Source organism: Uliginosibacterium aquaticum, from assembly GCF_012972705.2.
Classification (GTDB): domain Bacteria; phylum Pseudomonadota; class Gammaproteobacteria; order Burkholderiales; family Rhodocyclaceae; genus Uliginosibacterium; species Uliginosibacterium aquaticum.
The window spans coordinates 770,786-794,258 of record NZ_JABCSC020000003.1 but is presented as its reverse complement, the minus strand read 5'-3'; the positions used below and the strand labels follow the sequence as shown (position 1 = coordinate 794,258).

Genomic DNA, 23,473 nt, shown 5'->3' with positions numbered 1-23,473 from the left:
TGTGCTGCTTGCACAACATGCAGGGATGCCAAGCCGGAGCTTAACAATAGTCCGGCAACAGGCATCACAAACATTCAAAGTCGCGGGTCGAGTGGCTGCCCCGAAGCGCAGCCACTCGGGCGACTCAGATCTTGATGAAGTTGATCGCGGCCAGCGAACCGAAGGGCAACTGGGCCAGGCGACCGCCCACATCCAGCGTGCCGAGATCTACCGGGAAGTGGCCAATGGCTTCGAGGAGCTTGCGCACTTCGGCCTTGGCCGCAGCATCGTCACCCGAGTAAAACTGAACGCGCTGCCCGCCGGACACTTCCGGCTCGGCCAGAACGTTCACATCCAGATGGTTGAACGCCTTGACGACGCGTGCACCCGGAACGAGTTCGCGGAACACTTCGCTGGAATACTTGCCGCCCAGATCAACCGCCTTGATGCCATAGGCAGCGAGCGGATTGCTCGGGTCTTTAGCGTCCGGCGAGTTGGGGTCGAGAAATGCCACCGGGTTGGTACCGTCGATCACGATGCGGCCATTCCAGGCCGGCAGGCTGCCCAGCACCTTGCCCAGGTCGCTCCAGCGCACGGCCACCACCACGATGTCTGCACTGGCCGCTTCGGCTGTGGTGCCGGCCTTGATGGTCGGGCCGAGTTCTGCAACCAGGGGCGCCAGGGAGGCCGGGCCGCGACTGTTTGAAATGGTGGCCGAGAGGCCTTTGCGGGCCAATGCCCGAGCCAGGTTGGAGCCAAGTGCGCCTGCGCCAATGATGCCGATGTTCATGATTTTTTTCCTCTGTGTGGGTGGGGCTTGAAACTCTGGAGACCCCAGCGCCCCGAAGGCTGGTGGTCTCCGCTGACTGAACTGCCAATGAATGAAGAATAAAGAGCTAGGAATTAAGCGACTAGACAGTAAAATCGCATTGGACTCGTCCATTTATGGATGCAATTCCCAGAGTCAAATCAAGCCAGACGCCCTTCACGCTGCAGCGTCTTGCCGATCCGCCGGATCTCGGCCTCGCCTTGAGCAAGGGCGGCTGCGTTGGTGTGCACCGAGTAATGGCCGGTGATCAGCGGATAAGGGTGTTTCACCGCCGAACCGAGCACGAAGCTGCTGTCTTGTTTGGCCACGATGTCGATGCTTTGGCTCGACTCCTCGAAGATCACCAGCTCGCCAGCGCTCACGCTTTCATGCGCATCGAGCTGCCCGGTATTCACCGCCAGCCAGGCCACGTCGTGCCCGGCAGGTGGTGTGTAAGACCAGCGCTCGCCCGCCTTGAGGCGCACCGCGAGGTACGTCATGTCGGAGGGCGCCGGAATCGGACTCTGGGCGCTGCCGTAGCGGCCGAGCATCACGCTCACCGGGCCCACTTGCGGCACCTCTGAGGGCGCCAGATAGAGGCTGTGCGCAGGGGCGTTCTCTTCGCTTGGAGGCAGCGCCACCCACAGCTGAAAGCCCTGGATCGAACCCTCTGTGGCCGGGCCGCCGCTGTGCCAGACGCCATTGCCCGCACGCATCCACTCCACGCCGCCAGCGGGCAATGTTCCGGATTTGCCGGTGCTGTCCTCATAGACCACATCGCCTTCGAGCAGGAAGGTGAGCGTCGCGAGGCCGGAATGCGGGTGCATGCCAAAGCCCCTCTGCCCCGCCCTCGCCTTGAAGTTGACGAGATCCAGGAACACAAAGGGCTTGAGAAATTCGCCCAGATCGCCGGGGCTCATCAGCCGGGTAATCGGCCCATGGGTGCTGCCGCGAGTGCGTAGCGCGATGGCGCGGGCGCCTGCGGTCTGGCGCAGCGCTGGCCTGAGTAGCGTAGATGTCGACATGTGCTTGTCCTCGTGATGGATGGCAGGGCCTGTGCCCGATGTCGAAAGATTAGCGCCACACCAATTGGTTGATTAGATGGTATGGTTTGATTGAACTCATCCAATTAATGGAGCAATCACCGCATGCTGGATCTGAATGACGTCGCCTTGTTTGTGCAGGTCGTGCGCAACGGCAGCTTTGCCGAGGCTGCGCGGCGCCTCGGCATGCCGCCGAATACGCTGAGCCGGCGTGTGCAGCAGCTTGAGGAACAGCTGGGCATGCGGCTCTTGCAGCGCTCCACCCGCAAGCTCACCCTGACCAGTGCCGGGGAGGCCTTTCACGCACGCTGCGCCGGCGCGGTCGATGGCCTGAACGAAGCGGCGCAAGAACTGCTGACCGGCACCCAGGAACCCAGCGGTCTGGTGCGCGTGGCGGCGCCAGCAGACTTCTTCGATTTCTTCCAGATGGAATGGGTGGCCGCTTTTCTGGCGACCTATCCCAAAGTGAGGCTGGACTTCGTGCTCAGCGATGCGAAGACCGACCTGATCGCCGATCAGATCGATCTGGCGCTGCGCGGTGGTCCGATGCAGGACTCCAGCTACATCGGCCGACAGGTGATGCTGTGCGAGACCGCCGACAGACTCGTCGCCAGCCCGGCCTATCTCGCCGCGCACGGTCAGCCCGACAGCTTGCAGGACTTGGCCCGGCATGCCTGCATCACCTATTCGCAAGCGGGCAAGCAGACGACATGGCGCCTGCTCGACCCGGAGGGAGGCAGTGAAGAAGTACAAGTCACGCCCTGCCTGAGCGGTAACACCGCCCAGGCGCTGCGCAAGGCGGCCGTGGCGGGAATGGGCATCACGCTGCTGCCCCACCCGATTACCCGGCGTGACCTGGAGGCAGGTTTGCTGGTACCGGTGCTGCCTCACTACAAGCGTCCCGGCAGCGGGCTGCACGCGCTCTACCCCAGCCGCCGCCATTTGCCACCAGCCGTCTCGGCCTTCATGGCACTCGTGACAGAAAAGCTGAATGAGCTTCAAGGCTGAGGCCTGGCTCACCTGAACAAGAGGAGAAGCGGATGACCCCTTTGCCGGAGATCCTGGCCCTGATGCGCCAAGGCAAGTGGAACGAGGCTCACAACCTGGTTCAGCTCGATGACTCCCCCACGGCAGCCTGGCTGCATGCGCTGCTGCATGTGCAGGAAGGCGATCTTGAAGATGCCGAGTACTGGTATGGCAAGGCTGGACGCCACTTCCGCAGCCGCGGCACGCTCAGCGAGGAGCTGGACGCACTCGCAGCCACGCTGCAGGCAGCACAAGGCTAAGGCGAGACGCCCGGCATAACACTCAGACCGCCAGCGCCTTCTGCACCGCAGGCAGCCAGCGCCTTCTGCACCGCAGGCAGCGCGCGGACACGCTCACGATGCGCGATGACTTTTGGATAGGCCGCAGGATCGAGGCCATCGCCTTCCAGCCATTGCGCCACCGTGAACAGGTAGAAATCGCTGATGCCAGCCTGCGCCCCGCTGACCCAACCGGCGGCAGGCAAGTGGGCCTCCACCAGCGCAAAACAGGCGCCCACGCTCTCGGGCACCTTGCGCCGCATGGCTTCGATGGCCACCGGATCGTCGGCCCAGCGGCTGCCGCGCACGCGGTGAGCATGCGCCACATGCAGGGTCGAACACAGGTAACTGTTGAAGGCCTGCACTTGCGCCAGTGCAAACGGATCCTCCAGCGGCGCCAGGGCGGCAGCAGGATAGGTCTGCGCGAGATAGAGCAGGATCGCTGGCGTCTCGGTCAGCACGCCCCGCGCGCACTGCAGGGCCGGCACCCGGCCATTCGGATTGAGCGCCAGAAAGGCCGGGCTGCGCTGCTCGTTGGCCGAGAAGTCCACCTTGTGGACCACGTAATCCGCGCCGGCATATTCGAGGGTGATCAGCGAAGCCAGCGAGCAGGTGCCGGGGGCATGAAAAAGCGTCAGCATGCGGAGAGCCTCGTCAGTAAGTAGCAGGAAGAGCCATCCTGCCACGCACGGCCGCCATGCTCCAGCGCCATGGCACGTAAGCAGCACTTCATGTTTCTTTACATTGCGGAGAAACGCGGGCAATCCATGGCGGCCACACTGCGTCCTGCCAACACCGGCAGAGACTCAGGACAGACAACATGGAAACCAATCAGGACACTCCGGCAAAAAAACGCTGTTGCGGCACCGACAAGGCTCACCGGGGCAGCAAACTGTGCTGCGCGGGCAAGCTGCTCGGCACCGTCATCGTGCTCGCGCTGGTCGCAGGCGTTGCCTTCTGCGCCGGCACACGATTCTCGCAAGCTGGCAGCGCAGCGAGCGCGAAACTGGCCGCCCAGGAAATCGACAAGATTCCGGTTCTGCGCCCCTGATGCAGCCAGTGCGGCCAGCCGCCGTTCAGACACCGCACCGCGCCTAACCCGGAGACTCACATGCGTAAAGAAGCCACGCCCCCCTCACTCCCGGCCGCCATGCCGGGCCTGCCGGATGTCGCTGCGCGCAAGGATGCGCTATCGTGGGCGCGCACGCCGGTAGAGCTGAGCTGCCCCAGCTGCGGCCGCAGCAAGACCTTGCAGGACACGCGCGACTGGCCGCCGGGCCTGCGGCAAATGCAGGCCTTGTGCCCGGACTGCAAGGGCCATGGGCATGACAGCACCGTGCTGACCTACGCCGACGGCCGCGTGGTGGCCGAGCATTCGCGGGCGCACTGAAATCCGCACAGGGAACCCGATGGCTGAACGCCTGTTGATGATCGATGACGATGCCCCGCTCACCCGCATGGTGGGTGAGTATCTCGGCACCCGCGGCCTCGCCGTGACCCCTGCGCACAGCATCGCCGAGGGCGAGTGCCTGCTGCGCAGCGAGGCATTCGACGCCCTGATCCTCGACGCCATGCTGCCCGATGGCGATGGCTTCGAGCTGTGTCGTCGGCTGCGCGAACACAGCGCACTGCCCATCATCATGCTCACCGCGCGCGGCGAGGAAGTGGACCGCATCGTGGGCCTCGAACTCGGCGCGGATGACTACCTGCCCAAGCCCTTCAGCCCGCGTGAATTACTGGCCCGCCTGCATGCCCTGCTGCGCCGAGCTCATCAGCAGGTGCAGCGCACGCCCTCGCCGGCGCTGTTGCGCTTTGGCCGGCTGGAACTCGACAAGGGCGCACTCGAAGCCCGCCTCGATGGCCGCCTGTGCGAGCTCACCGCGCACCAGTTCGCGCTGCTGTGGGCGCTGGCCACCCATGCCGGGCGGGTATTGTCCCGCGAGGCGCTGCTGGAGCTCGCGCGCGGCGACGCCCTGGAAGCCTTCGACCGTTCAATTGACGTGCACATCTCGCGCATCCGCGCAGCCATCGAAGATGATCCCAAGGAGCCGCGCCGCATCGTCACCGTGCGCGGCGCCGGCTATGTGTTTGCCCAACGCCAGGATGAAAGCGCATGAAGAAAGCCTGGCCCTGGCTCCGCACTCGCTGCGAGGCGGACGATGCCCAGCCCCGTTGCGACTGGCGTACGCGCCACCGCGAATGGCATGAGCAGCATCGGCAACGCCGCCATTACGTGCATATCCGTCTGTACCGGCAGATCTACCTGAGCTTCATGGCCGTGGTGCTGCTGGTCGGCCTGCTTGCCGCCGCCGCCGGCTGGGTGGCCGGAGATCGCGGCTCAAGGCCGATGGATGCAAACACTCGCGCCCTGCTCATCCGCCTACTGCCCGCCGAAGCCTCGGTGCAGACGCTCACCGCCACCCTGGGCGAGATCGCCAGCATCATGCATGGCGCGGTCGGACTCTACAGCCCGCAGGGTGAAGCCATCGCCCGGGCCGGCGAAGACATGCCGCCACGCCTGGCACCGGAACAGCGGGGCGAAGCCAGTCTCATCCTGCCCGATGGCCGCCTGGTGATGATGGAGTGGGGGCAGCGCGCCCATATCCTTTTCATCATCTGGCTGGTGGCCTGCTCACTGCTGATCGCACTCGCCACCTGGCCGGTCGCCCGCCGCCTCACCCGGCGCATCGAGCGTCTGCAGCAGCAGGCCGATGTATGGGGCGAAGGCCGCCTGTCCACCCGCATGGAGGTCGATGGCTGCGACGAGATCGCCGAGCTGGCGATCCGCTTCAATCAGGCCGCCGAGCGCGTCGAAGCCATGGTCAGCAGCCAGCGCGCCATGCTCGCTGCCGCCTCGCACGAACTGCGCTCGCCGCTGGCACGCATCCGTGTGGCCCTGGATCTGCTCGATGGTGATCGCCCGGATCTGCACGCCCAGGTCGCCCGCGACATTGCCGAGCTCGACGGCCTGATCGGCGACCTGCTGCTCGCCAGCCGACTCGCCGACGACGCCCCGCGGCTGCAGATCGAGCCGGTGGACCTGCTCGGCCTGGCCGCCGAAGAAGGCAGCCGGGTCGGCGCCAGCGCCAGTGGCGAAGCCCTCTGCGTGCCGGGCGACCTGCGCCTGTTGCGCCACCTGCTGCGCAATCTGCTCGACAACGCCCGCCGCTACGCGCCAGGCAGCGCCCCCGAGATCGAAGTCCTCCGCCGCAGCGACGCCTGCGTGCAACTACAAGTGCTCGACCGCGGCCCCGGCATCCCCGAAGCCGAGCGTGAAAAGATCTTCGAACCCTTCTACCGCCTCGCCGGCAGCGCCGAGCGCGGTGAAGGCACCGGCTACGGCCTCGCCCTGGTTCGCCGCATCGCCGGCCTCCACGGCGGCAGCGTGCAGCACCTCCCCCGCGAGGGTGGCGGTAGCTGCTTCGAACTGACTCTCCCGCTGCAAGCGCCCGCCCGGGCGTAGGCGAAAATCCGCCCGCAGTGCGCTGGCTGACGTGAAAGCCCGGCAGCTATCGGCAGAGCCGCGCATTCAGCAGAAGAGCACTCACCTTGAAACTGGGCAGACCAAGCCAAGCGTGCAACTTACGCCTTTGCGGCTATTAATGCCAAAGGACTAGAATGGCCGCAAACGGCCAATAACGGACCGTCAGACACTTGCGCTGGAAGCGGGCGTTCAGGCGCTATCGTGCCTAGCTTTCTGTCCGTATATTGATAAGCGTATCCGGATCGGACGGGCGGCCTCTCTTTATGAATCAAGTGTTTAGCTCGTCTTATGTCTGTCCGCACTATTAACCGTAGACGGACCCTTGGGTCCGTCTACTACTAAGTTATATGACAAAGGGAAATCCGAAGAAAAAATGAATTTCGAAGATATAGAAAGTGAACAGATAAAATATTTGGTGAAATATTTTTATGTGCACCAAAGCGCTCTAATAACTACTCCCTTGGGTACGACTGGGGTAAACAATAAACCTAAATATCCAACATACTTTAATAAATACCATGCTGAGCTAGATAGATTGGCTAAGGAATTGCTTAGATTTGAAATTAAAGTTACAGAAGCCAGGCTTCCAGAAAGGTCAAATTCCTTATCAGCAACGAGTTTCCTTGATGACTTTGAACGCCAACAAGCATTGAAATTTGTCCTAACAAAAGATGGTGAGGTACTTCAACCTCCTGTGGAATTGTGTACGATGGTTAAATGCTTCATTGAAAAGCTAAAAACACCATGGCACTAGTCATATAACAAGGCCATCAAGATTGACGTCTTTTCCGTTGTTTGGTTTGTGGTTTAAAGCTACGCTACCACAAACCAAACAACTCCAAAGCCGCAACTTATGGCGGCGTTAGACCTCACCACTTCTGTTTGTCCGCATATCCGATACAAGCCGAGAAGATCAATGCACATCATTTTGAAGAGCCACGTTGAAGAGCTTGCAGTCGACTTCGAAAGCGAAGCGTCACTACTCGCAAAGAAGTTCGAGTATTTCTGCAACTACTGCGTAGTTTCCAAACACTACTTCGGTCGCTTCAACCCCGCCGTTGTCACAACAGACGAAGACGACGCATCACTTGATGGCATTGCGGTGATTGTTGACGGCGATCTGATTACGACGCGCGACGATGCAAAAGAGGCCTTCAGCACGCACAAGACAAATCTTCAAGTAGACATCGTGTTCACCCAAGTGAAGTCGGGCGAACAGTTCCGCAAAGAAGAAATTGCCAACTTCAAACTCGGGCTCGACGACTTTCTTTCGCTTGCACCGAAGCTACCCAATGGGAAGTTCAACACCGAAACGATTCAAATCATCAAGGTAGTCTTGGCGAATCTCAAAAAGGTGAGAAACCGCAGACCCAACTGCCACGTCTACTACTGCACCTCTGGCGTATACGTAGCGCAGCGTGAGATACAAGCCGCATTCGAAGTCATCCACAAGAGTCTAGTTGACACGGAGTTCTTCTATTCGGTCCAAGTTAGGCCGCTCGGCCGCAGCGAAATCATCAAGCTCTATGCCGATCTTTCAGAGAAGAACGAAGCAAAGTTGCCGCTGCTTGAATTCTTCGGAATGCCCAAGATGCCGGGCATTCCGCAGTCGTACGTAGCCATCGTGAAGGCAAGTGACTTTGTTACCGCACTTCTTGAAGACGCGGATCAGAATCTTCGTGAGTCGATCTTTGAAGAAAACGTTAGGTCCTTCCTCGGCAACAACAATGACGTCAATAGCGCAATACAACAGACACTCCAAAGTCCGGATAAGCGAAGCCTGTTTTCAGTCCTCAACAACGGCATAACAGTAGTAGCGCCAGAACTTACGCTGACACCAAACACGAAGGAGATCCACCTTACTAACTATCAGATCATCAACGGGTGCCAAACGAGCACCACGCTTCAGGCGAACAAGTTGCTTCTGACCGACTCTGTGAACGTGGTCGTTAAGTTCATCGAATCCCCCGAAAACGAATCGTCAAGCGACATCATTGCCGCTACGAACAGCCAGTCCGACATTCCGAAGGAGGCCTTCTTCGGGCTCCGTGGCAAAGCCAAACTCGTTCAAAAGTATTTCATTGCTCAAAACGGAGCGGTGAATCTGGAGAACCAGGTTCACTTCGAACGCAGGCAGTCTGAGTACAAACATTCCGGCTACCAGTCCACGCGCATCTTCGATGTCCGCGAAGTAGCTCGGTGCTATGCCGCGATGTTCCTTGACCTTCCCCACAACTCAGCGCGATATGTAGCAAAGATCTTCTCTGCGAGTGCAGACCTGCTGTTCAAAGAAGACGATCACGAGTCCTACTACTACGCTGCCTGCCTGACGCTCTACAAGTACCAAACCCTAATCAACGGCAAGAAGATTGGAGCGCCGGAATATACGAAAGCACGGTGGCACATCATTCAAGTGTTCAAGTGGCTGTGCCACGGCACAACCGACACGCCACCACCAAACTCCAAGAAGGCAGAGGCATTTGCCAGAAAGCTCATCGACGCACTGAACGACGAATCAAAGAGCTACATCAAGACTTTTGAGAAGTGCCAACGAATTGTCGATGCCGTCGGCCTACCGACGGATGACGAGTTGAAGCGTGCGCGGTTCGGACAAGACTTGCTTGCCGAAACCAAGAAGCAGCTCGGAAAGAAGTAACTTGAGACCGTCCGCTCAGTGAGGTCTAACCCTTCCATTGAGACCTCGTACGGCAGAGTCGTCGAGGTATGCCCGACGCGTAGGGTGCGGTGCCAACCGCACCGGATGTTTCCCCCGTACGTGACCGCGTGCGTTGTTCCGGGTGGCGCAGTTTCCACTGCGCCCTACGCCTGAACGTCCACGCCCTGATTTCCTGACCGACCGTAAAGGGGCGATTGCTGGCATTGGTCACGAATGAAAACTCTCCTAAGCCTGCGAGGTTGAAGGGCTACGGCGCGAGATCATCCCGTACCCGAATACCCTGTCGGGGTGGTAAAGGGACGGCCGACGGCCCTCTTCAACCGGCCGGCCCACTCAACCAAGCGCCGCCGCGCTTTCCGTGAGTACTGTCTGAAGACGCCCGCCGGGCGCTTCTACAGGAAGCTCTATCTGCTAGCGCTCAGATCCAGCCCAGCAGACGCCACCACAAATAGTCCAGCGGCATCACCAGCACGAGGGTCAGCAACGCGAGCGGCAGCGTGATCCTCAGCAGGTGGCCGAGTTTCTCGCCGGAGAGCTGCATCGCCACCACCAGCGGGCCGACCTGGTAGGGAAAGAGCACGGTGGAGAACCCGATCACCTGGGTCATCAGCACCGCCGGCAGGCTGAAGCCGGAGGCTTTGGCGAGCTCGGGCGCCATCGTGGTGAGCACAGTCGGCACGCCGGGAATCGTCGTCACCAGCCCGGTCAACACGGACATCAGCGTTAGCGAGAAGAAGTTCAGCGCTTCGCGCCCTAGCTGCAAGGGCAGTACCTGCTGCAGGAACTCGCCGACCAGCTTGCCGAGACCGGAATCGTTGACCAGCGCGCCCAGCCCGAGCGCCGCCGCCACGAACAGCACCACCCCGAAGTCGATGGCGCTGTTGAAGCTCTTCGGCGCCACCACGCCGATGCCGGGCAGCAGCAGGACCACGGCGGCCGCCAAACCTACCCAGGCGGGATTGATGCCGTGCAGGCTATCGGTCATCCAGAGCGCTAGCGTTGCGAGCAGAATTGCGCCCACGCGCCACTGCATCGCCACCTCGCCCGGTTTGTCGGCTTCGACCGTGTCGGCGATGAGGCCATCCTGCGGGTGAATGCGGTCCGGAAACAGGGTCAGCACCAGCCAGTCCACCAAGGCCAGCTTGAGGATGCCGAGCAGCGGGAAGTGCAGCGTGAGATAGCTCGTATAGCCGAAGCTCACGCCGTGCAGGGTTTCACTCGCGCCGGCGAGGATCATGTTCGGGATGTTCGCAGGCAGGATCGCAAAGCTGGGCAGGTTGCAGGCCAGCGCCAGTGCGGCGGCGATGCCGATGCGCCCGTTCGAGCCGGCGCGAAAACCGACACGATCAGCCAATGCCATGCCGATGGGCAGCATCACCACGGCCCGCCCGACCGAGGACGGCATCACGAAACCCAGCAAGCTCGCTGCAATACTCAGCCCGATGATCATGCGGGCATAACTGCTGGCCAGATGCGGCGCCAGAAACCCGGCCAGCCGCTTCCCCAGGCCGGAGACACTGATTGCCGTGCCGATAACGAAGCCGGAGACGATCAACCACACGGCTGCCGAACCGAAACCGGAGAAAATCAGATCCGGCCGCGCCAGCCGGAAGATCAGCACCAGCCCGAAGAAGATCAGGCTGGTCAGGAAGGGCGGCAGTACGCCGGTGCTCCACAGCACCAGCGTCACCAAAACCACCGCAGCACTGTGCGCTGCGCGCGGATCGGCACTGGAAGCCGGCCCCAAAGCCAGCCACAGGGCGAGCACGACGGCGGCCCACACAAACAGGTTCTTGCCAGAAAAAAGCTTGCTCATTGAAAGACTCCGGTTAGGCATGCCGAGCATACCGCGACCGAACTGTCGTCATAGAATACAAAAATGCCAAACAATGTCGCTAACACGCCAACCCACACCCCCAGTCACGCAGCCTTCGTGCTCGACCCCGAGCAACCGGTGCTGAGCCACGGTCGCGATCTTGAGGCCGAGGCCTGCATCGCCCCTCACAGCCACCCACGCGGTCAGCTGCTGTGGGCCGCAGAGGGGGTGCTGCGCGTGACCACCGAGGTGGACGTCTGGATCGTGCCGGCCAGCCATGCCGTGTGGATCCCCGGAGGCCACATACACCAACTCCTGACCGAAACCAGCGCACGCACCCGCAACCTGTACATAGACCCGAGCATTCCGGTGCGCCAGCAAACGCCCGGCTGCAGCATGCTGCTGCTGACCCCGCTGATGCGCGAGATCATCCTGCGCCTGACCTCGGCCAGCGCTGCGAACGATGGCGCGTGCCGCCAACGGCTCGGGCTGGTCGCCATCGATGAGATCGAGCAGCTTGAAGCTACGCCACAGAACCTGCCGGCGGGACAGGACGCTCGCCTGCGCCGGCTGATCGGCCACCTGCTGCGCCATCCGGACGAGCAGCGCCTTCTGCCGGAGCTGAGCCGGATCGCCGGCGCCAGCGTGCGCACGCTGGAGCGACTCTTCGTCGCTGAAACGGGGATGAGCTTCCGCCAGTGGCGTAGCCGCCTGCGCTTGCTCAATGCAATCGAACTCCTGCGACAGGGCAAAAGCAGTACCACTGTCGCGCACTCATTGGGCTATCGCAGCGCTAGCGCCTTCGTAGCTGCGTTCGGGCAACACTTCGGTCGCTCACCGCAGAATTTCTTCGGCCAGATCGCCACTGACGAGACACCATGAACCCTCTTAAAGTTGATCGAACCCGCATTGCCCGGCTCACGGACTTGCCCAATATTGGCAAGGCGTCTGCCGAGGACTTGCGCCTGATTGGAATCAACGAGGCATCGCAGCTTGCTGGAATGTGCCCGTTCGAGTTGTATCGCCGGCTTTGCGAGAAAACCGGGCTGCGCCATGATCCTTGCGTCATTGACGTCTTCATGTCCGTGACCTGTTTCATGAACGGAGAGCCCGCTCGCCCCTGGTGGGCTTTCACGGCGATCCGGAAAGCTGCGCTGGCCGAACGAGCGCCCCACGCAAGTCCGGGCCCCGCCGGCTGAAGCCGGCCCTACACACCCCATTCGAGGCTGGCCGGCGATCCCTGTGTAGGTGCGGCTTGAGCCGCACAAACCGACGCGAATCCGGGCTCAGCCGGCTGAAGCCAGCCCTACGCGCTCCTGCCCGACTGATATTCCGGCAAGCCGGCCAGCCCGGCCTTGAGCGCCTCCACCAGCAGCCGCACCTTGGGCAGTGGGTAGCGGCGCTGGGGCGATACGGCCCACACCGCAGTATCCGGCGGCTGATTGGCTTCTAGCAGGGACACCAGCTCGCCACGCCGGAGCGGATCCAGCACGTAGTAATCCGGCAGCTGGCACAGGCCGAGGCCGCGCAAGGCCGCGTCCAGCACGGCTTGGCCGCTGTTGCAGCGCCAGTTGCCGGCGGGTTTGAAGAGGTGTTCGCGGCCGTCCTGGCGGAAGGGCCAGGTGTCGCCGGTGCCGATCAGGCAGTTGTGGCCGGCGAGTTCCGATAGCGAGTGCGGCCGGCCGTAGCGCTCCAGATAGGCCGGCGCGGCGCACAGATACAGGGCGCGCGGGGCGATGCGGCTGGCGACCAAGCTGGAGTTCTCCAGCCGGCCGAGGCGGATCGCCAGATCGAAGCCCTCGTGCACCAGATCCATCACCCGGTTGGTGAGCTCAATCTCCACGCGCAGTTGCGGGTACTGGGCCATGAAGGCATTCACGATCGGCACGATGAAGCGCTCGCCGTAGGCTACGGCTGCGGTCATGCGCAACAAGCCGGTAGGCGCACGGTGCAGGTCGGTAATGGCGAGGAAGGCTTCATCGCGCTCCTCGATCAGGCGCTGGCAGCGCGCAAAGAAGGTCTGCCCAGCTTCGGTGAGCGACACCTTGCGCGTGGTGCGGTAGAGCAGGCGGGCCTGCAGGCGCTCTTCGAGCAGCGCGACCTGGCGGCTTACATGTGAGGACGACACCCGCAGCCGCTCGGCTGCGCGCGAAAAGCTCGCGCACTCCACCACGGCGACAAATTCTTCCAGGCCTTCCCAGCGATTCATGCTTTTTCTCCTCGCCAGGATTATCCCCCACCAGCAACAGTCTTTCCCATTAACAGCAATTATCCCGCCACATCCTTCAATTAGACTCGCCGGCACCCTGATCAACCCTTGGAGACGCCCCATGTCCGCCACCACCATCAAGTCCCGTGCTGCCGTTGCCTTTGCCGCCGGTGAAGCCCTGAAGATCGTCGAGGTGGACGTTGCTCCGCCGCAGAAGGGTGAAGTGCGGGTGCGCATCGTGGCGACTGGCGTCTGCCATACCGATGCCTTCACGCTCTCGGGCGATGATCCGGAAGGCATTTTCCCGGCGATTCTCGGCCACGAAGGCGGCGGCATCGTCGAAGCGGTGGGCGAAGGGGTCACCTCACTAGCCGTAGGCGATCATGTGATCCCGCTGTACACGGCCGAATGCCGCCAGTGCAAGTTCTGCACATCCGGCAAGACCAATCTGTGCCAGGCAGTGCGCGCCACCCAGGGCAAGGGCCTGATGCCGGACGGCACGACGCGCTTCTCCTACCAGGGCCAGCCGATCTACCACTACATGGGCTGCTCCACTTTCTCGGAATACACCGTGCTGCCCGAGATCTCGCTGGCGAAGATTCCGCAGGAAGCGCCGCTGGAGAAAGTCTGCCTGCTCGGCTGTGGCGTCACCACCGGCATCGGCGCGGTGCTCAACACCGCCAAGGTGGAGGCAGGCGCCACGGTGGCCATCTTCGGCCTGGGCGGCATCGGTCTGGCCGCCATCATTGGCGCGAGCATGGCGAAAGCCAGCCGCATCATCGCGGTGGACATCAACCCGGCCAAGTTCGAGATCGCGAAGCAGCTCGGCGCCACCGATTTCGTCAATCCCAAGGATTTCGAGCGCCCGATCCAGGACGTGATCGTGGAAATGACCGACGGCGGCGTGGATTACTCCTTCGAGTGCGTCGGCAATGTGAAGCTGATGCGCGCGGCACTGGAGTGCTGCCACAAGGGTTGGGGCGAATCGACCATCATCGGCGTCGCCGGTGCCGGACAGGAAATCAGCACCCGCCCGTTCCAGTTGGTGACCGGCCGCGTCTGGCGCGGCTCGGCCTTCGGAGGCGTGAAGGGCCGCACCGAATTGCCCAGCTATGTGAAGAAAGCCCAGAGCGGCGAGATCCCGCTGGATGTGTTCATCACCCACAACATGCCGCTGGCCGAGATCAACGAAGCTTTCCACCTGATGCACGAAGGCAAGAGCATCCGCACCGTGATCCACTTCTGAGCGCCACACCATGAGCCTCGAAAACATCGCCTGCAACAAGAGCTTTGGCGGCTGGCACAAGCGCTACCGCCATCGCTCGAGCACCCTCGCCTGCGACATGGTGTTCGCCATCTACCTGCCGCCACAGGCCGAACTGGGCAAGCCGCTGCCCGTGCTGTACTGGCTCTCCGGCCTCACCTGCACGGATGAAAACTTCATGCAGAAGGCCGGCGCGATGCGCATGGCCGCCGAACTGGGGTTGATCATCGTGGCGCCGGACACCAGCCCGCGCGGCATGTATGTACCGGGCGATCCGGACGGCGCCTGGGATTTCGGTCATGGCGCAGGCTTCTATCTGAACGCCAGCCAGGCCCCGTGGAACACCCACTACCGCATGCACGACTATGTGGTGCATGAGCTGCCGGCACTGATCGAAGCCAGCTTCCCGGCCTCCGATGCGCGCAGCATTTCCGGCCACTCGATGGGCGGCCATGGTGCGCTGGTATGCGCCTTGCGCAACCCCGGGCGCTACCGCTCGATCTCGGCCTTTGCCCCGATCAGCCAACCCACCGCCTGCCCCTGGGGTGAGAAGGCGTTCAGCCGCTATCTGGGTGAGGACCGCAGCACCTGGCGCGAATGGGATGCCAGCCTGCTCATCGCCCAGGCCGAAGAGCGCTTGCCGCTGCTGGTCGACCAAGGGGATCGCGACAACTTCCTCGAAGCCCAGCTCAAGCCTGAAGCCCTGCAGGCGGCAGCCCGGGCCGCCGGCTACCCGCTCAGCCTGCGTCTGCAGGCCGGCTACGATCACAGCTACTTCTTCATCGCCAGCTTCATCGACGAGCACCTGCAATTCCACGCCCGCGCGCTGGGCTGAGCCGGGCACTGGCGGACACCCTCCGCAAAGCATCAGAAAACGCCGGGCGCGCAGTTGAAGCGCGTGGGCAGCCGGGGCGGGCCTTTACAATGCCCCCATGAAAAGCATCCGTCATGTTGCCCTGAGCCTGCTGGCCGGCCTCTCGCTGGCCAGCCAGGCAGCCCTGCCCGAGCCCCTTGCCCGCGCCGCACGCGAGGCCGGCCTGCCTCCTGAATCCGTCAGCCTGTGGATTGCTCCCGCCGCGGGTGGCGCAGCCAGCGTGCAGCACAATGCCGAGCAGCTGATGAACCCGGCCTCGGTCATGAAGCTGCTGACCAGCTACGCTGCGCTGGACCTGCTCGGCCCGGCCCACACCTGGAAAACCCAGGCGGCCCTGCGCGGAGTGCTGCGCGAAGGCGTGCTCGAGGGTGATGTGCTGATCGCTGGCAGTGGGGATCCTGCGCTCACCTGGGATCGCCTCGGCCAGTGGCTGCGCGACTGGCGAAGCCGCGGCCTGCGCCAGATCCGCGGCAACATCGTGATCGACACCAGCCTCTTCGCCACCACCCCGCCCGGCGCGCCTTTCGACGAAGCCCAGCACCGCGCCTATAACGCCCAGCCGGATGCCTTTCTGGTGAATTTCGGCGCCCTGAGCCTGCGCCTGACTGCCGGCACTCCGAATACGCCGGTCGAGGTCGCGCCGCTCACCCCGGCCGCGCCGCTGCGCATCGTGAATCACCTGAAGAGTATTCCGGGCGCCTGCGGCGACTGGCGCAGCGGCCTGCGCGGCGCCTTCACGCCGGAAGGCAAGGGGCTGGTGCTAACGCTCGAAGGCCGCCTCGCCCAGAGCTGCGGCGAACGCCAGCTCAACCTCAAGGTGGACGACAGCCTGCGCTGGGCCAGCCTGGTGATCCGCGCCCAGTGGCAGGAGCTCGGCGGCAGCTGGTTCGGTGAAGTTCAGCGTGGCAGCGTACCGGCCGCCATCACAGCCTTTTCCAGCTGGGAGTCCCCCACGCTGCCGGAAGTGCTGCGCGACATGAACAAGTGGTCCAACAACGTGATGGCCCGCCAGATGTTGCTGGCGCTTGGCAATGACGGTGGCGGCGCGCTCACGCCCGAGAAGGGCATCGCCCGTCTGCAGGCCTGGATGCCCGGGCAAGGGCTGGATCCAGCGCAATGGGTGCTGGAGAACGGCAGCGGCCTCTCGCGCGTGGAGCGCACAACGGCCGCCCAGCTCGGCGCACTCTTGCGCGCCGCGTGGAAAAGCCCGCGCATGCCCGAATTCCTGATGGCCCAACCGGTGATTGGCAAGGACGGCACCATGCGCACGCGCCTCGTCGACAGCCCGCTGGCCGGACGTGGTTATGTGAAAACCGGCACCCTCGATGGCGTGAAGAGCGCGGCTGGCTATGTGCAGGATGCCAGCGGCAATTGGCAGACGTTTGCGCTTCTGCTGAATCACCCCCGCGCCCCCGCCGCCGAGAACACGGTGGAAGCCACGCTGCGCTGGATCTACGAACACTGAGCCCGCTGGAGCTGACGAGGCGGGCCGCGCTCTGCGCCAGCGACGGCACTAAAAAAAACCGGTGCGCGCCTTGCGGCCCGCACCGGATAAAAAGCGCTCTCTGCCCTGTTTCAGCGAGCGTCCAATCAGGCTTTCCGGAGAGTTTCTGAACAGCGTCCGTGGCTGGATCGGGCCTTCGCTTCCCGATCCAGCCCGGCTCACCCTTCAGCGCGCCCCCAGACCGCCAAAGCTGTCGACGTCATACACATCCCATTCGGCGGCCACATCCCAGCTCGTGCCAGGAATGCTGCCCTGCGTGACGCTGGCCTTGCGGCGCAGGGTCTTGTCCTGGGTCGCGACGCTACCGCTGGTCCACGACACGCCAGGATCCACGCCCAAGACGCCGATACCGTCGATCACCGCCCCGCTCTTCTCCAGGGTCACCGCATCATCACCATTGAAGTTGGTCACGCTGCTGCTGATCGCGCTGGCGGGGAAGGTGTAGGTGCTTGTGAAGCTCGGGTGGCGGATGATCAGCGTCCCGCCTGCGGCGAGGCTACCGCTGAGCGTCAGCGAGTTGGTCGCGGTCGTACCGCCGTTGGCATACATGCGAACGGTATAGGCAGACAGATCGACGCTGCTCGAGAGCGGGTTGTAGATCTCGAGCGCCTTGTTGTTGCTGGTGCCCTCGATGTACTCGCTGAAGAACAGGTCCGGTCCGCTCGTCGTGCCGCCCGTGCTGGCTGCGCTGATCTTGATCGTGCTGATGCGCTTGGCCGGCAAGCCGCTGCCGGTGAGCGTCAGGGTGATCGAGTAGCTGCCCGCTGCGGCATAGGTATGGCTTGCGCCCGTCGCCGTGGTGGCCAGGCTTTCCGTCGTGCCATCCCCCCAGCTCACGCTCAGGCTGCTGCCATTGCTGGCAGAGAGATTCGTGATGCTGACCGCCGTGCCCGCCGTGCCGGTACTCGGCACGCTGGCGCTCAGCGTGGTCGCAGCCACCGCCGCATCGGCACCGAGAGTCAGCCCCACCACCACCGGATCATGATCCGAGCCGCGATACGGGCTCACCGCATAGCGGTCATCCGTCTTGCTCGCGGTGGTGTAGTCGATGATCTCCGGCTCTTCTGAGTTGATGTGCCAGACGCTGATACCGCTGAGCTGCGCCTTCAGGCTGCTGCTGGCAAAGGCGTGATCCAGTGCGCCGGTGGTGCCGTCGAACTGGTAGCTGTAACGCTGCTCGGCAGGCAAACGACGCAGCACGGCCTCGTAGCCGGCACTTTCCAGCACCGCCAGCGGATCTTCATTCAGATAGGCATTGAAGTCGCCCATCATCAGCACATCGCTCTCGCCGGAGCTGCTCACCAGCGAAGCCACCCAGTCACGCAAGGCCTTGGCCTGAGTCACCCGCGAAGCATTCCAGCAGCCCTGACCGTAATCTGCTTCAACGCTGGAGCTGCTGCTCGGGCAGGAACCCTTGCTCTTGAGGTGGTTGGCCACCATCCAGAACATGCCGCCATTGCTCAGCGCCGCGAAGCGCTGCGCGATCGATGGGCGAATCCCCCCGGAGACCGCGAAGTTGGTGTCAGTGATGATCTGCGCATTGCCTACCGGGCTGACCTTGGCGGGTTTGTAGATCATGGCCGAGGTGATTTCATCGTCCCCGGCGATGCCGGCATCGATATAGCGGTAGGTGCCTGCGCCCATCTTGGCATTCAGGGCGGTGACCAGATTATCCAGCGAATAGCCCGCGTCGTTCTGCGTTTCGATCAGGGCCAGGACATCGGCATCAATCCCGGCGATGGCCTCCACCAGCTTGGCGCGCTGGCGGGTGAAGTCGCCCGACGAAGCGGCCCCGCGCGAGCCCAAGGTGGTGAAGAAATTCTCCAGGTTGTAATGCGCGGCTTTCAGCGTGCCACCCACACTCGCCGGTGCGGTGCTGCGCGGATTGCTGGCAACAAATGCTGGAGCGGCCGAGGGATGCACACGCCAGGCGTTGGAGCTCCAGGTGAGCGCACCGGCGACGCCCGCCACCGTATCCCCCACGCGGCGCGTACCGCTGGTGTCTCTCGCGCTGAGATAGGGGATTGGATTCGGATAGGCCTTGGTACTGCCATCGTCGAGAATCATGCGATTCAGGACGTTGGCGCTGGTGGCCGCGCTGGCACTCAGGCTCGGATGGTTGTAGGGCTCCCACAGGCGGCCGCTGGAGAGCTGTACCGAACCGTAATGGCCGAGGTCGGATACGTCGGTCACGGTCAGGGTCTGCTCGAACTTCACCAGCATGCCTTCATAGGCTTCCATTGCATCAGCGCTGGTCAGCGGCAGGCTCAGGGCAACAGGCGAGATGGAGAGTCCATTGCCACACACGCTGATGGCAGTCGGCGCGCTGATCTCGGTCAGTGCGCGCGTATCGCTGCTGGCCTTGTACTCCACAACGCTGCCTTCAACCTGCACGTAATCGCCCACGGCCACGGCGGCCGCACTGGGGGCGTAAATAAAGAGCCCTTCGGAGGTCAAGGGATCCGCATCGGCCACCGGCTGCTGGATGAAGAAGCCCTTCAGTTGCGTGTCGGCCTGGAAGATGGCGGTGACCACCCCACGCACCGCCACGGCTTGCCCGGCCAGCGGGCTGGTGTCGGTGCTGCCCTGCACAGCGGTGATGGCCTGAAGAGGATTAGTGGGCGTGGCACAGGCCGGCAAGGCGACGCTGGACGCGCTCGAAGCGCTGGTGCTGCTGGCCGACGAGGCTGCGGCACTGCTGCTCGCACCGGAGCTGCCTGCGCTGCTGCCACTGGCGACGGCACTCTCCGAACTGCTGGCGCCACCACCACCACAAGCCGCAAGGCCCAGAGCGAACGCGCCGGCAACCATCGCCGATAGCGCGGGATACTGCTGTTTTAACTTGACCATCTGACTTCCCCGGGGTTGAGAGTGAATGCTCTTTGCCGGCCCGGCCCGCCACGCGGACCGTCAACCGACGCATGTTCTCGAGGCTCTGTGGCCCCTTTGATCCGATTTTCAGGCGCAGAAAGCCCTTCCCGCCCGGCAAGGGCAGGAACACAAACCGGCCTGGTCATTCTGGCGAGCCGGAGAACCCGGCCCTTTTCAAATCAAGGCATGCGTTTGCCGCGCACCTGGGCGTCTGGCGCAAAAGCCTTACCGTCTGCCGCGAGACTGGGCTTCATGTAGTCGAGCAAGGCGTCGATATCCTGACCACCGGCCTGCCGATTGCGCCCATCGCGGAACACCAGGAAGCCATCGCCCCCTTCCGAGAGGAAGTTGTTCACCACCACCCGATATTCCCTAGTCATTTCTAGCGGCAGCCCCTCAAGCACGATGTCGCTCACCCGGCTACCCAGCGGTGCATCGTCGTGCCAGACATAGCTGAAGCCAGCCGAGGGTTGCAGGAAGCGCGGCTTGCTTGCACCGGCGGGCCACTGCATTTCCAGTGCCGTCTTGATCTGTGCGCCAGTCAGCGTCATCACCACCAGATTGTTACCAAAGGGCTGCATGGCGAAGATCTGCCCAAAGCCCACGGTGCAGCCATTGGCCTCCTTGCACAGCAGATCGGCACGAATGCCGCCTTCGTTGAGGAAGGCGATCTGCGCGGCGCCCTTGTCTTCCGGGCGGGCGGCAGCCAGTTGCGCATCGGCTATCAGCCGGCCCGCCGTGCTGTCGCTGCGGGTTTCACCCCGCACAAAGGAAGCCGTCACCCGTGCCACCGGCCGCTGCGCCCTCGGCGCAGCCTGCTGCACGAAGGCCTCCACCCGGGCAGCGATAGCCGGGTCCGGCTCGGCGTTGAGCAGTGCGCCGCTGAAGGCCGGGGCGGTCACCCGCGCCAGTTGCAGGCGCTGCAGCAAGGTCGTGCGCTCTCCCACCACGGGCAGGTTGGCACTCACGGTGCGCTGGCGATCCACATCATGGGTTTTCGGATCCAGCACCAGATCGACCACCGACACCCCACGGCCGTAATTGACCGCCTGCATCACCGGACGCCCATCGATTACGCAGCGGTAGCCCTGGTGGGTATGCGCCGAGAAGATCACATCGATATCCTGCGTGGTGCGCTTGGCGATCTCGAAGATCGCCCCCTTGGCCTGCGGGCAGCTCGCGTCATTCCAGTCCGCCGGTTTTTCTTCACTGCCAATTTCGCCCCCCTCATGCACCATGGCCACGATGGCCTTGATGCCGTTCTTGCGCAGCAGCCGTGCGGTGCGGTTAAGGGTGTTGGCTTCGTCGTCGAAACGCAGGCCTGCAATCGAGGAGCGCACCACCACGCTGGGGGTTTCGCGCGTCACCGCACCAATGAAGGCCACCGGAATGCCCTTCACCTTGCGAATCGTATAAGGCGCGAACAGCGCCTTGCCAGTGCGGGCATCGCGCACATTAGCGCCGAGCAGGCTGAACTTCATGCCGGCATACGCGCCCTCGGCGCAGGAACTGGTCATCGAATCCGGCGCACTGGCAGCACACCCCCCCTTCTCCAGACGCTTGAGTTCCTTGATGCCGGCATCGAACTCGTGATTACCGAGCACCCCGACATCCACCCCCATGTCATTCATCAGGGCGATGGTGTTTTCATGCCGGAACAGGGTCGACACCAGCGGCGAGCCGCCCACCAGATCACCGGTTTCGAGCACCAGGCTGGCAGGCACTTCACTGCGCAGGGCCTTGATCATTCCAGCCAGCGCAGCAGCACCACCGACCGGAATGCGCGCGCGCGTCTCGGGCTGCAGCGGATCGGTCCAGGCCAGGCTCAGACTACCCGGCTCCAGATTGCCGTGAAAATCGTTGAATGCAATCAGGCGCACACTCACGCCGGCCTTGTGCGGCCCCATGCTGCTGGGCTCGGGCCACACGGCCTGAAGCATTTTCGCCAGCCGGGCACCGGCCAGAGCCAGCTGCGCCTGCTTGAGCTGGTCAGCCTGCTTGCGATACGCATCTGTCATCCCACTGGCCGACCAGCCGGCGGCGGAAGAGCTATTGGCTTGCGCCGGACGCGGCGTGTAGCTCAGCGGCGCGTACACCGCCTTGCCGGTCTGCACCAGCTCAGTCGCCCAGGCCTGTGCCCAGCCACTGGCGTCTCCCCCAGGGGTTGTCACCTGGCGCGCCCGTGCCAGCATTCCGGCAAAGCCCTCGCCCTGCACGGCCAGGTTCAGGGGGATGTCGTCCCAGAACGCGTGAAAACGTTTGCTGCCATCAAAAATCAAATTGCCGCCGGCGGTTTCGCTGGCGTGATCCAGGCCATGTTCGTCCGGATCGACCGGCTTGCCATCCGCGCCCAGATAGATCGACTCAACATGCAAAGGCTGGTGCAGATCGCCCACGTAGTGGCTCAAGAGCATCAGCGCCTCGCGGGCGTCCGCGATCTGGAACGGCGCCGGTGGCGTCTGGCCCTTGAGCACCGCCAGCATGGCCGGAATGGCGTGTACGACATCGTGATCGCTGGTGCCGGCGAACTTGCGGTCGTAACGCTCGCGTTGCGGCGCGACATCCGTGTAGTGATACTGGTTGTGGCACCACTCGTTGCCCTGTGCCGTACCGCACTGGGTCCAGTTGGCCTTGACGAAGGCAATGATGCGAGCCTGCTGCTCAGGCGTATTGAAGGGGATGCACTCCGTGAAGCGCTGCGGGTTGGCGGTATAGGTGAAATTCACGCCATCCTTCGAGGACGTGCCCTTCACACAATCGGCCCACACCGCGGCGGTTTCCAGGCTCATGCCCCCCAGAGTCTGGCGGACCATCTGGCCGGCATAACTCCCTTCCAGCAGGCGGTCGGCAATGGCGCCCACGGCCTGATGGCCAGCGGAATTCCAGGCCAGCGCCGCACTGGAGACCAGGGTGGCGATCAACAGACACAGGGGACGCAGCAGTCTCGCATTCATCACACTCTCCAGAATCAGGCAGCAACGGCCTTGGGTTGAATCCGGGCGGGCTCGCGACCGCCACGGACTTCCATTTCTTCACCACCCATGGCTCCGGCCTGCTCCAGCGCCATCACCTTGAGCTGCTCGTTGATGCGCTCCACACGCTCGTTGAAATAGTTGTGGAACACCAGACAGAACACCGCAATGCCGATCCCCGCCGCGGTGGCAAACAGGGCGGTGCCGATCCCCTGGCTGACCGCCTGCGGATCGGACACCCCTTGCGTGGCCAGTGCGTTGAAGGTGTCGATGATGCCCAGGATGGTGCCCAGCAAACCCAGCAGCGGAGACAGCGTGATCGTGGTGTCGATCACCCACAGCAGCCGTTTCACGCTGCTCTGTTGCTGCAGGTAGAGCGCCTGGACCTTGTTTTCGAACTGATCCTTGGATGCGCCGGCAAAGGCCAACACCCCGGCCATGATGCGGCCATGGGGCGTGCGCGCTACGCCCACCGCCGCTTCGATGGCGGACGAGTCGCCACTGGCCAGCGCCTTGCCCAGACGCTTGCGGGTACGCTCGACGAAGCTGTAGTAGATGAAACGCTCGATGATCACCGCCACGGCAAGCGCCAGCAGGACCACCATCGCGGCGAGGACTATTTCATGCAGAAGATTGAAGTTCATGATTCGGTTTCCTGATGTTTCGGT

At 63.1% G+C, this 23,473-nt stretch carries 21 protein-coding genes; 13 read left to right on the top strand and 8 right to left on the bottom strand.

What is annotated here, in order from left to right; all coding sequences use genetic code 11:
• Positions 1 to 124: 124 nt before the first annotated feature.
• The gene (locus tag HJ583_RS15075) at positions 125 to 769 is read right to left on the bottom strand and encodes an NADPH-dependent F420 reductase (RefSeq protein ID WP_170022652.1); all 645 of its coding nucleotides are present in this window, start codon (positions 767 to 769) and stop codon (positions 125 to 127) included.
• Positions 770 to 948: 179 nt separating this feature from the next.
• A complete protein-coding gene (locus HJ583_RS15070) occupies positions 949 to 1,812 on the bottom strand; it encodes a pirin family protein (RefSeq protein ID WP_170022651.1) in 864 nt (287 codons plus the stop codon).
• Between the two features lie 123 nt (positions 1,813 to 1,935).
• On the opposite strand from HJ583_RS15070, the gene HJ583_RS15065 reads away from it, so the two are divergent.
• The gene (locus HJ583_RS15065) at positions 1,936 to 2,838 is read left to right on the top strand and encodes a LysR family transcriptional regulator (RefSeq protein WP_170022650.1); all 903 of its coding nucleotides are present in this window, start codon (positions 1,936 to 1,938) and stop codon (positions 2,836 to 2,838) included.
• Between the two features lie 32 nt (positions 2,839 to 2,870).
• Positions 2,871 to 3,116 carry a hypothetical protein gene (locus HJ583_RS15060; RefSeq protein WP_101943387.1) on the top strand — a complete coding sequence of 82 codons (246 nt, stop codon included), beginning with the start codon at positions 2,871 to 2,873 and terminating at the stop codon, positions 3,114 to 3,116.
• Here the strand turns inward: HJ583_RS15060 and HJ583_RS15055 are convergent.
• Positions 3,113 to 3,775, bottom strand: a complete 663-nt coding sequence (locus HJ583_RS15055; protein WP_170022649.1) for a glutathione S-transferase family protein — start codon at positions 3,773 to 3,775, stop codon at positions 3,113 to 3,115. The two genes, HJ583_RS15060 and HJ583_RS15055, sit on opposite strands and share 4 nt — an antisense overlap.
• A gap of 179 nt (positions 3,776 to 3,954) precedes the next feature.
• Between HJ583_RS15055 and HJ583_RS15050 the strand changes: the two genes are divergently transcribed.
• From HJ583_RS15050 to HJ583_RS15025, 6 genes are all read left to right on the top strand, one after another.
• Positions 3,955 to 4,185, top strand: coding sequence for a hypothetical protein (locus HJ583_RS15050; protein WP_170022648.1), 231 nt, complete (start codon positions 3,955 to 3,957; stop codon positions 4,183 to 4,185).
• A 60-nt stretch (positions 4,186 to 4,245) separates the two neighbouring features.
• Entirely contained in the window at positions 4,246 to 4,524 is a 279-nt protein-coding gene (locus HJ583_RS15045) for a DnaJ-like cysteine-rich domain-containing protein (protein WP_170022647.1), read from the top strand.
• Between the two features lie 19 nt (positions 4,525 to 4,543).
• Complete coding sequence (locus tag HJ583_RS15040; RefSeq protein WP_170022646.1) at positions 4,544 to 5,251, top strand: response regulator; 708 nt, start codon at positions 4,544 to 4,546, stop codon at positions 5,249 to 5,251.
• Positions 5,248 to 6,597 (top strand): HAMP domain-containing sensor histidine kinase, encoded by a 1,350-nt coding sequence (locus HJ583_RS15035; RefSeq protein ID WP_170022645.1) that lies wholly within the window; start codon positions 5,248 to 5,250, stop codon positions 6,595 to 6,597. The genes HJ583_RS15040 and HJ583_RS15035 overlap by 4 nt, the downstream gene beginning before the upstream one ends.
• 394 nt (positions 6,598 to 6,991) lie before the next feature.
• Complete coding sequence (locus HJ583_RS15030) at positions 6,992 to 7,372, top strand: hypothetical protein (protein ID WP_170022644.1); 381 nt, start codon at positions 6,992 to 6,994, stop codon at positions 7,370 to 7,372.
• 162 nt (positions 7,373 to 7,534) lie between these two features.
• Entirely contained in the window at positions 7,535 to 9,274 is a 1,740-nt protein-coding gene (locus HJ583_RS15025) for an AIPR family protein (RefSeq protein WP_170022643.1), read from the top strand.
• 439 nt (positions 9,275 to 9,713) lie between these two features.
• Here HJ583_RS15025 and HJ583_RS15020 read toward each other — a convergent pair whose 3' ends face one another.
• Positions 9,714 to 11,111: an SLC13 family permease gene (locus HJ583_RS15020; RefSeq protein ID WP_170022642.1), complete on the bottom strand. Its 1,398-nt coding sequence runs from the start codon at positions 11,109 to 11,111 to the stop codon at positions 9,714 to 9,716.
• Between the two features lie 63 nt (positions 11,112 to 11,174).
• Between HJ583_RS15020 and HJ583_RS15015 the strand changes: the two genes are divergently transcribed.
• Both HJ583_RS15015 and HJ583_RS15010 read left to right on the top strand, forming a co-directional pair.
• Positions 11,175 to 11,993, top strand: coding sequence for an AraC family transcriptional regulator (locus HJ583_RS15015; protein WP_170022641.1), 819 nt, complete (start codon positions 11,175 to 11,177; stop codon positions 11,991 to 11,993).
• Entirely contained in the window at positions 11,990 to 12,310 is a 321-nt protein-coding gene (locus HJ583_RS15010; protein ID WP_170022640.1) for a helix-hairpin-helix domain-containing protein, read from the top strand. The genes HJ583_RS15015 and HJ583_RS15010 overlap by 4 nt, the downstream gene beginning before the upstream one ends.
• A gap of 107 nt (positions 12,311 to 12,417) precedes the next feature.
• Here HJ583_RS15010 and HJ583_RS15005 read toward each other — a convergent pair whose 3' ends face one another.
• Positions 12,418 to 13,320 (bottom strand): LysR substrate-binding domain-containing protein, encoded by a 903-nt coding sequence (locus tag HJ583_RS15005; RefSeq protein ID WP_170022639.1) that lies wholly within the window; start codon positions 13,318 to 13,320, stop codon positions 12,418 to 12,420.
• 121 nt (positions 13,321 to 13,441) lie between these two features.
• On the opposite strand from HJ583_RS15005, the gene HJ583_RS15000 reads away from it, so the two are divergent.
• The 3 genes from HJ583_RS15000 (at position 13,442) to dacB (ending at position 16,923) form a co-directional block, all read left to right on the top strand.
• Positions 13,442 to 14,566 carry an S-(hydroxymethyl)glutathione dehydrogenase/class III alcohol dehydrogenase gene (locus HJ583_RS15000; RefSeq protein ID WP_170022638.1) on the top strand — a complete coding sequence of 375 codons (1,125 nt, stop codon included), beginning with the start codon at positions 13,442 to 13,444 and terminating at the stop codon, positions 14,564 to 14,566.
• 10 nt (positions 14,567 to 14,576) lie between these two features.
• Positions 14,577 to 15,419 (top strand): S-formylglutathione hydrolase, encoded by an 843-nt coding sequence (fghA, locus tag HJ583_RS14995; protein WP_170022637.1) that lies wholly within the window; start codon positions 14,577 to 14,579, stop codon positions 15,417 to 15,419.
• Between the two features lie 97 nt (positions 15,420 to 15,516).
• Positions 15,517 to 16,923, top strand: a complete 1,407-nt coding sequence (gene dacB / locus HJ583_RS14990) for a D-alanyl-D-alanine carboxypeptidase/D-alanyl-D-alanine endopeptidase (protein ID WP_170022636.1) — start codon at positions 15,517 to 15,519, stop codon at positions 16,921 to 16,923.
• Between the two features lie 204 nt (positions 16,924 to 17,127).
• Here the strand turns inward: dacB and HJ583_RS14985 are convergent, their stop codons facing one another.
• From HJ583_RS14985 to HJ583_RS14975, 3 genes are all read right to left on the bottom strand, one after another.
• On the bottom strand, positions 17,128 to 19,812 hold the full coding sequence (locus HJ583_RS14985; protein ID WP_170022635.1) for an ExeM/NucH family extracellular endonuclease: 2,685 nt from the start codon (positions 19,810 to 19,812) through the stop codon (positions 17,128 to 17,130).
• A gap of 200 nt (positions 19,813 to 20,012) precedes the next feature.
• Positions 20,013 to 22,787: a S1/P1 nuclease gene (locus HJ583_RS14980; RefSeq protein WP_170022634.1), complete on the bottom strand. Its 2,775-nt coding sequence runs from the start codon at positions 22,785 to 22,787 to the stop codon at positions 20,013 to 20,015.
• A 14-nt stretch (positions 22,788 to 22,801) separates the two neighbouring features.
• Positions 22,802 to 23,449, bottom strand: a complete 648-nt coding sequence (locus HJ583_RS14975; RefSeq protein WP_170022633.1) for a MotA/TolQ/ExbB proton channel family protein — start codon at positions 23,447 to 23,449, stop codon at positions 22,802 to 22,804.
• Positions 23,450 to 23,473 lie beyond the last annotated feature (24 nt).